General features: G+C 42.4%; 9 protein-coding genes, 1 rRNA gene and 1 other RNA gene. 3 read left to right on the top strand and 8 right to left on the bottom strand.

Going from position 1 to position 7,421, the window contains the following annotated elements; all coding sequences use genetic code 11:
* From H513_RS0102405 to tadA, 8 genes are all read right to left on the bottom strand, one after another.
* Nucleotides 1-149: ribosomal RNA gene (locus H513_RS0102405) — 16S ribosomal RNA — on the bottom strand; the annotation flags it as partial.
* Nucleotides 150-592: 443 nt separating this feature from the next.
* Nucleotides 593-856, bottom strand: a complete 264-nt coding sequence (locus H513_RS0102400) for a pro-sigmaK processing inhibitor BofA family protein (protein ID WP_026799268.1) — start codon at nt 854-856, stop codon at nt 593-595.
* 66 nt (nt 857-922) lie between these two features.
* Nucleotides 923-1,141, bottom strand: a complete 219-nt coding sequence (locus tag H513_RS0102395; protein WP_026799267.1) for a YaaL family protein — start codon at nt 1,139-1,141, stop codon at nt 923-925.
* Between the two features lie 12 nt (nt 1,142-1,153).
* Nucleotides 1,154-1,750 (bottom strand): recombination mediator RecR, encoded by a 597-nt coding sequence (gene recR, locus H513_RS0102390; protein ID WP_026799266.1) that lies wholly within the window; start codon nt 1,748-1,750, stop codon nt 1,154-1,156.
* 11 nt (nt 1,751-1,761) lie between these two features.
* On the bottom strand, nt 1,762-2,082 hold the full coding sequence (locus H513_RS0102385; RefSeq protein ID WP_026799265.1) for a YbaB/EbfC family nucleoid-associated protein: 321 nt from the start codon (nt 2,080-2,082) through the stop codon (nt 1,762-1,764).
* A gap of 19 nt (nt 2,083-2,101) precedes the next feature.
* Nucleotides 2,102-3,805 carry a DNA polymerase III subunit gamma/tau gene (gene dnaX / locus H513_RS0102380; protein ID WP_026799264.1) on the bottom strand — a complete coding sequence of 568 codons (1,704 nt, stop codon included), beginning with the start codon at nt 3,803-3,805 and terminating at the stop codon, nt 2,102-2,104.
* 137 nt (nt 3,806-3,942) lie between these two features.
* Nucleotides 3,943-4,208, bottom strand: an RNA gene (gene ffs / locus H513_RS21090) — signal recognition particle sRNA large type.
* A 109-nt stretch (nt 4,209-4,317) separates the two neighbouring features.
* Nucleotides 4,318-4,800: a tRNA adenosine(34) deaminase TadA gene (gene tadA / locus H513_RS0102375; protein WP_026799263.1), complete on the bottom strand. Its 483-nt coding sequence runs from the start codon at nt 4,798-4,800 to the stop codon at nt 4,318-4,320.
* A 77-nt stretch (nt 4,801-4,877) separates the two neighbouring features.
* On the opposite strand from tadA, the gene H513_RS0102370 reads away from it, so the two are divergent.
* The 3 genes from H513_RS0102370 to H513_RS0102360 all read left to right on the top strand — a co-directional run bounded on the left by H513_RS0102370 (nt 4,878) and on the right by H513_RS0102360 (nt 7,421).
* Nucleotides 4,878-5,423 (top strand): cysteine hydrolase family protein, encoded by a 546-nt coding sequence (locus tag H513_RS0102370; protein ID WP_036768738.1) that lies wholly within the window; start codon nt 4,878-4,880, stop codon nt 5,421-5,423.
* Between the two features lie 60 nt (nt 5,424-5,483).
* On the top strand, nt 5,484-6,776 hold the full coding sequence (locus H513_RS0102365; RefSeq protein ID WP_026799261.1) for a glycoside hydrolase family 18 protein: 1,293 nt from the start codon (nt 5,484-5,486) through the stop codon (nt 6,774-6,776).
* An 84-nt stretch (nt 6,777-6,860) separates the two neighbouring features.
* Nucleotides 6,861-7,421: a DUF421 domain-containing protein gene (locus H513_RS0102360; protein ID WP_026799260.1), complete on the top strand. Its 561-nt coding sequence runs from the start codon at nt 6,861-6,863 to the stop codon at nt 7,419-7,421.

Genomic DNA, 7,421 nt, shown 5'->3' with positions numbered 1-7,421 from the left:
TGGGTAGGTTACCCACGTGTTACTCACCCGTCCGCCGCTCATTCCACAACAATCACCCCGAAGGGATCATGTTGCTTCCTGCGCTCGACTTGCATGTATTAGGCACGCCGCCAGCGTTCGTCCTGAGCCAGGATCAAACTCTCCATAAAAGTGTTTGAACTAGCTTGTTAAAAATCAATTAAAATTGAATTGACGTACATGGCGTTTGTTCAGTTTTCAAAGTTCAATGTGTTGTTTGTTTGTCGGCTTCGTTTTGAAGCGACTTTTACATCTTATCATTTTGTGATTTCGATGTCAACAACTTTTTTAAATTCTTTTAATTTCTTTCGTTGTCGTTTGTTTCCTTTCGGAAAAAGCGACTTTATTAATATATCATCATTACAAGTTCAAGTCAACATCTTTTGATATCTTTTTTTGAATTGCGCTGTGATAACCGCCGCTGTTTTTGCGACATAAATAAATATATCACCTATTCAAATGTAACGCAATAGTTTTTATTAAAAAAATAGTAATTGGTGTAGAAAGTTGTATTGTGGCTAGCATTTGGTAGCTTATCCATATAACAAAAAGAAGCGACTGCACGTCGCTCCCCCTAGATAATCCACCATCCAATGGCCACAAGAGATAGGATTCCTGGTATGCCTAGAAAACCTGAAACAAGTGCCGTACCGAGATTGATCGGGATGTGAAGACCAAATGAAGATCCAAATGCATTTAAGAAAAACAATAATAGAACGCCTATAACTAACTTAACGCAACCGTTCGCTAAATAGCGAAGAGGTTTTATAGGTGCCCCTGCAATCAGTAAGATTAGAATTAACAGAACCAAGCCACCTATAATAATAGAAGAACTCAAAAAGAAAACCCCCTTCAACTTGTCCTCTCTTTAATCTATGAGGGAGTTGAAAAGGGTATGAGTATTTTATCGAGCCCGCACGTTGCGTTGACGCGCCTCTCTTAATAGATAGAAATATTTCGCTTCTGTCATCGCCACGTCTAGACGGCCGTCCTCAGAAGCTTCAATACTGTGTTCCATAATCTTTCGTAAATATAAGCGCTCGTTCTTCAAACGTTCAATGTGGTCAAGGAGTTGGCTATTCGCTTCTTCCCTCATTGCTTTGTACTTCCGTTTACGAAACACACGTCCACCTCTTTATAATTCTCTTCTGCCTTCAAGCGCTTTAGATAAGGTTACTTCATCTGCATATTCTAGATCTCCACCTACCGGAAGTCCGTGCGCAATTCTAGTAGTCCGTATTCCAGCTGGCTTCACTAACCTAGATATATACATAGCTGTAGCTTCACCTTCAATGTTCGGATTCGTAGCGATAATCAACTCTTCTACGCCCTCATCCTTTAACCGGTTGATCAAGGTTTGGATGTTGATGTCCTCCGGTCCAATTCCATCCATTGGAGAGATGGCCCCATGAAGGACATGATACTTCCCGCTATAATCTTTCATCTTCTCCATAGCAATGACGTCTTTCGGATCTTGAACAACACAGATAATCGTTCCATCCCTTGCATCATCTTGACAGATTGAGCATGGATCTTGGTCTGTAATATGCCCACATACTGTACAGTGTGTTAGTTCGCGCTTTGCATTAACAAGTGCTTTGGCGAAGTCTAATACGTCGTCTTCTTCCATTTCTAATACGAAGAAGGCCAGGCGCGCAGCCGTTTTCGGCCCAATGCCTGGTAACTTCGAAAAACTATCTATTAACTTCGAGATAGGTTCAGGATAATACATCCTCTTCCCTCCTAGAACATTCCAGGCATATTCATTCCTTTAGTGAATTCTCCCATTGTATCGTTCGTTTTGTCATCAACTTGTTTAATGACATCATTTGTAGCAGTAAGAATTAAGTCTTGTAGCATTTCTACATCATCAGGGTCTACTACTTCTTCAGAGATTTGTACATCTGTAATCTCTTTCTTACCGTTGGCAATGACCTTAACCATGCCTCCACCTGCAGTTGCTTCAAACACCATCTCATAAAGCTCTTCTTGAGCCTTCACCATTTTCTTCTGCATTTTCTGCATTTGTTTCATCATATTGTTCATGTTGCCCATACCTTTCATGGTATCTCCTCCTACTAGGTTAGTCTTCTTGTATTTCAAGTAAATCATCACCAACAAGTTTACGCGCTTCAGCTATAAACGGGTCTTCTTGTGGTTCGCTTTCTTCTTGCCCTTCTGGTGATGAATGACCTTGACGCTGATTGCGTACAAACTCTTCTCTTAGTTCCTGCCAATTGTCTTCTGGAATCGGAATAATGGTCACATGGTGGCCTAGGAAATCCTCGAGTAAACTCTCAATAATCTGCTGATTTTCCATGGCTAAGGAACAATGGATTTCATATTTAAATGATAACACAACCGCATTGTCTGATGCCGCCCTTGGTGTACTGTTCATTAACCTAGCATGGGCGGGTGGGCTACTCTGCTTTAATTGTTCCATAAAGTTTGCCCACTGCGATTGGATTTGTTTTAAGTCTTGCTTCGAAGCCGCTTGCATGACATGACGAATCCGCTCATAAGGAACCTTATATTGGTTTCTCCTTCCACTAGAGCGCTGTGGTCGCTTCGCCTCAGGTTGAGATGCTGGCTGTGCCGCTTGAGGTTGTTGTTGAATCTGAGACAACTTCTTCTCAAGTTCATTTAGCTTCTTCTGAAGTTGTTGGACAGATTCAGGTTCTACTCCACCTTGCTTACTCTGAGCCTTCAAGTCACTTATATTCAGCATCGCAATCTCAATAAATACTTTCGGACTTGTCGTCCATTTCATTTCTTGTTGGCACTGATTCAAGATAGAGATCCCTTGTTGGATCCAAGCTGGAGTTAATTGTTCACTCAATAAACGGAAGGTGTCATCTGGAATAGCTCTCTCTAACACATCTTCTAAACCTGTTGTGCTCTGATACAAGAGAACATCTCGTAGATAGTAGATTAAATCAAAAACAAAACGACCCGGGTCCTTTCCTTCTTGAATTAAATAATCCACTTGTTGAAGAGCTTCCCTGACATTCTGCTCCCCTAATGCTTGTACAATCTCAGCAAGCTTCATCTGAGATACCGAGCCTGTCACAGCTAGAACATCATCTAGCCCCACTTCACCTTCACTATATGAAATGGACTGGTCCAGTAGACTTAATGAATCACGCATACCACCCTCAGCCGAAAGCGCTACGGCTTCGAGCGCCTCTCGGGAAGCCGGAATGTTTTCCTTTCCAAGGATGTATTCCATTCGATCTACCATTGCGGACTGGGGAATACGTTTGAAATCAAACCGCTGTGTTCTTGAAATAATCGTAAGCGGAATTTTATGTGGTTCTGTTGTAGCTAGTATAAAGATGACGTGTTGAGGAGGTTCTTCGAGTGTTTTCAGTAAAGCATTGAAGGCTCCGATTGAAAGCATGTGTACCTCATCGACAATATATACTTTATACTTTACTGCACTGGGAGCATATTTGACTTTGTCTCGAATGTCCCGGATTTGTTCTACGCCATTATTGGAGGCTGCGTCAATCTCGATTACGTCTGAAATTGAACCGTCTTGAATCCCAAGACAAGCCGAACACTCATTACATGGCTCTTTAACTGGTGAGCGCTCACAGTTTACTGCCTTGGCAAAGATCTTAGCAGCACTCGTTTTCCCCGTACCTCTAGGGCCAGAGAATAAATACGCATGTGAGAACTTGTCTTGTACAATTGCATTCTGCAACGTACGCGTAATATGGGATTGTCCAACGACATCTGAGAAATTCTTCGGTCGCCATACTCTGTACAAAGCTTGATAACTCATAGTACACGTTCTCCCTTTATAGATTCTTCTTCATTATACCGAATCCTGTCTTTTCATTTCAAAATGAATCCAAAACTTCTTTATATAAAAGAAAAAACTCACCTAAGTTAGGTGAGTTTGTGTAAACAATATGTACGCCGTGCACCCTCTGTTGATAGATTGAACCTAAGCGTGACCCAAGTTTGTGGCTCGGCCCAGGTTGCCCCGCGGCACACAAGGATGACCACTTACTGCTGCTTCCTTCCGGACCTGACAGGGTTCGTGGGTCCCTGTTGCGCAGGACCAAGACGTCAACACCACGCCCTTGGGGCAGACCTTAAATTCAAAATACCTCGAGAGGGAGTTCGGCCTCGCTATAGCGGATTGCGAGTACAGGGCACCGCTACCTCCCCGCTTAGCACGGCAAAATTGCTATCCATTTTTCAGCACATCTTGTCTTGTTGATGTGTATTCACAAGTATAACGATTTTGACCTAAAAATGCAACGTTAAATACTTGTAAATATATGGGGGTTAAAGTTTCTTTTGCTGTTTCTCTAGCTTCTTTTTGTCTCTTAACTTCTTGAAGAATGTTGTAAGCAGACTGCCACATTCTTCACCAAGAATTTCAGGAATAACCTCACATTGGTGGTTAAATCGCTCTTCTTGCAACAAATTCATTAGAGTCCCTGCACACCCCGCCTTGCTATCATAGGCTCCATACACGACAGTTGGGATTCTAGATTGAACAATGGCGCCGGCACACATTGGGCATGGTTCTAACGTAACGTAGAGTGTGCACTCTTCTAAACGCCAGCTTCCTACCCTTTCATTTGCCCTTTCAATTGCAATCATCTCTGCATGAGAGGCGGATTGCTGAGATGTCTCTCGCTTATTGTGTCCCCTTGCGATTACAACTCCATCCTTCACGATTACAGCCCCGATTGGCACTTCACCAATTGCTTCTGCTTTCTTAGCTTCTACAATTGCTTCTTTCATATACAGGTGATGGCTCATATTTGTCCCTCTTTCTAACTTTGGCGTTTAGGACGGTTCATATGTGCCAAACTATCCCTATGAAAGGGGCATACCCAATGAAACTACGTCCTCAAGATACAGCATTCGTGCTAGTTGATTTAATAAACGATTTCAAATTCTCTCATGGAGAAGTCCTACTTCGCCACACAGAACTTATTGTACCAAATATTTTAAAGCTGAAAACCTTCGCCGCAAAAAACAGTATTCCTATTATATATGTGAATGACCATTATCAATTATGGAAAGCAGATCTACAGTCCATTCTTGCAAAGTGCCAGACAGAACAAAATAAGGAATATCTTCAACAAATACAGCCCAATGAATCAGATTATTTCCTCATCAAACCGAAACACTCCGCCTTCCATCAGACTGCTCTCCAAGCATTACTCGCAGAGCTTCAAGTCAGGCAGGTTATATTGAGCGGGGTTGCAGGTAATATCTGTGTTCTCTTCACAGCGAATGATGCCTACATGCGTGATTATGAATTATTCATCCCTCACGATGCGATTGCATCTGTTGATGAGCAAGACAACGCTTATGCACTTCGCATGATGCATAATGTCCTTAAAGCGGACACCTCTCCCACAGAGAAGTATGAGTGACATACTTTAACTTTCTCTCTCATAAGTGTAAGTAACGAAGTTTATGAGAGGAGGAGCTCTGTGCAAATCTATGTTGTGAAACAAGGAGATAGCATTTATAGCATCGCAAATCGTTTTAATACAACCATCGACAGTATTGTGCAGGCAAATGAACTGGATGCACCTAATGATCTCGTTATAGGTCAAGCTCTCGTCATTCCCATCCAGGGTCAATTCTATGAAGTGAAACAAGGGGACAGCTTGTACAGCATTGCAAATCAGTTTGGTTTGTCTCCAGAACAACTTGCGAATGTAAACCAATATCCTATGAACAACCCGCTACCGATTGGCTTTCGGTTATACATACCTCCACAGCCAAAGGTAGACAAAGAGTTTAATGGCTATGCCGAAACCTACGGGGATGAAGTGTCACAAGACCTCGAGGATTATGTAACAGAGAAAGTTCCCTTTTTATCCTACTTAGCACCTTTTAGCTATGAAATCAATCGGGATGGGTCGTTGAAACCACCTCCATTGAACAATTACTTTCAAATTGCAAAGGATAACAAACTAAATATGATGCTTGTCGTCAACAACATTGAAGATGATGGGTTTAGCCAAGAACTCGGTCGTCTAATCGTGACCGATACGAAGCTACAAGACCAGTTACTGACGAATATTATTAAGGAAGCAAAGGAAAAAGGATTTGATGATGTCCATTTCGACTTTGAATTCCTTCCGCCAGAGACGCGGCAAGATTACAACAACTTCTTACGTAAAGCCAAGCAGCGCTTAAAGAAAGAAGGGCTCATGATTTCTACCGCGCTTGCGCCGAAGAAAAGCGCAGAACAAAAAGGAGCCTGGTATGAGGCCCATGACTATAAAACCCATGGCGAAATTGCTGATTTCGTTGTATTGATGACTTATGAATGGGGATATAGTGGAGGTCCTCCTTTACCCGTCTCCCCCATTGACCCCGTTCGAGAAGTTGTATCATTTGCGCTTAGTGTAATGCCCCCTGATAAAGTCTTTCTTGGGCAGAATCTCTATGGATATGACTGGACCTTGCCCTATGAGAAAGGGGGCGATCCTGCGGAGGCCATCAGTCCACAAGAAGCAATTAAACGAGCGCGTAAGTACAACGTTCAGATTCAATTTGATGAGGAAGCCAAAGCGCCGTTCTATGATTATACGGACGAACAAGGAAAGAAGCATAAGGTATGGTTTGAAGATGCTCGCTCCATACAAGCAAAGTTCGATCTTGTTAAAGAACTTGGACTGAAAGGGGTTAGCTACTGGAAGCTCGGACTGAATTTCCCACAGAACTGGCTGTTAATTCAAGATCAATTTAATGTGAAGAAGAAGGAAGCATAGAGAGGGGAAACCCCTCTCTTTTTTCATAAAATCGTGGAACTAACCCACACTAACAGCACAATGGTTGTGGAAAGGGTGTTCCAGATGAATGTTGTATTCGAGTCGTTGCTGATGGTTGCATCAGGAATCTTTCTGTTAAGACTAGCTGGGAGAAAGTCAATCTCTCAAATGTCGCTATCGCAAACGGTCATTATGATTTCAATCGGTTCTATTATTATTCAGCCCATCATTGAAACGAGTATCCGTAAAACGTTGCTAGCCGCAATGGTATTCATTGTGGTTCTCGTTCTTACTGAACTGCTTCAAATTAAAGTAAACATCATCGAAAAATGGATAACGGGTAAAGCACGGATTGTTATACAAGATGGAATCATTCAAGTGGATGAACTAAAGAAGTTGCGTATGTCTGTTGACCAACTCGAGATGTTTCTCAGGCAACAAGGGATTACCTCCATTGAGAAGGTGAAGACTGCAACCATGGAAGCGAATGGACAATTAGGATATGAACTTGCTCCCACCGAAAAGCCTGTTACCATTGGTGACCTTCAGCAGCTGCTACACCCTTCTCTATTAAAGCAATCACCACAATCGCAACAGAATCCATCTCCATTATTTCAGGAGATTCGAAATGCGAAGGGGAAGTAA

This window comes from Pontibacillus halophilus JSM 076056 = DSM 19796, assembly GCF_000425205.1.
Taxonomy (GTDB): domain Bacteria; phylum Bacillota; class Bacilli; order Bacillales; family BH030062; genus Pontibacillus_A; species Pontibacillus_A halophilus.
The sequence above is the reverse complement of the archived record's forward strand: the minus strand, read 5'-3'. Positions and strand labels throughout refer to the sequence as shown.

Excerpts from the sequence above, each read along its gene's own strand:
- recR (WP_026799266.1), bottom strand. The coding sequence starts at position 1,750 with ATGTATTATCCTGAACCTATCTCGAAGTTAATAGATAGTTTTTCGAAG.
- H513_RS0102385 (WP_026799265.1), bottom strand. The coding sequence starts at position 2,082 with ATGAAAGGTATGGGCAACATGAACAATATGATGAAACAAATGCAGAAA.
- dnaX (WP_026799264.1), bottom strand. The coding sequence starts at position 3,805 with ATGAGTTATCAAGCTTTGTACAGAGTATGGCGACCGAAGAATTTCTCA.
- tadA (WP_026799263.1), bottom strand. The coding sequence starts at position 4,800 with ATGAGCCATCACCTGTATATGAAAGAAGCAATTGTAGAAGCTAAGAAA.
- H513_RS0102370 (WP_036768738.1), top strand. The coding sequence starts at position 4,878 with ATGAAACTACGTCCTCAAGATACAGCATTCGTGCTAGTTGATTTAATA.
- H513_RS0102360 (WP_026799260.1), top strand. The coding sequence starts at position 6,861 with ATGAATGTTGTATTCGAGTCGTTGCTGATGGTTGCATCAGGAATCTTT.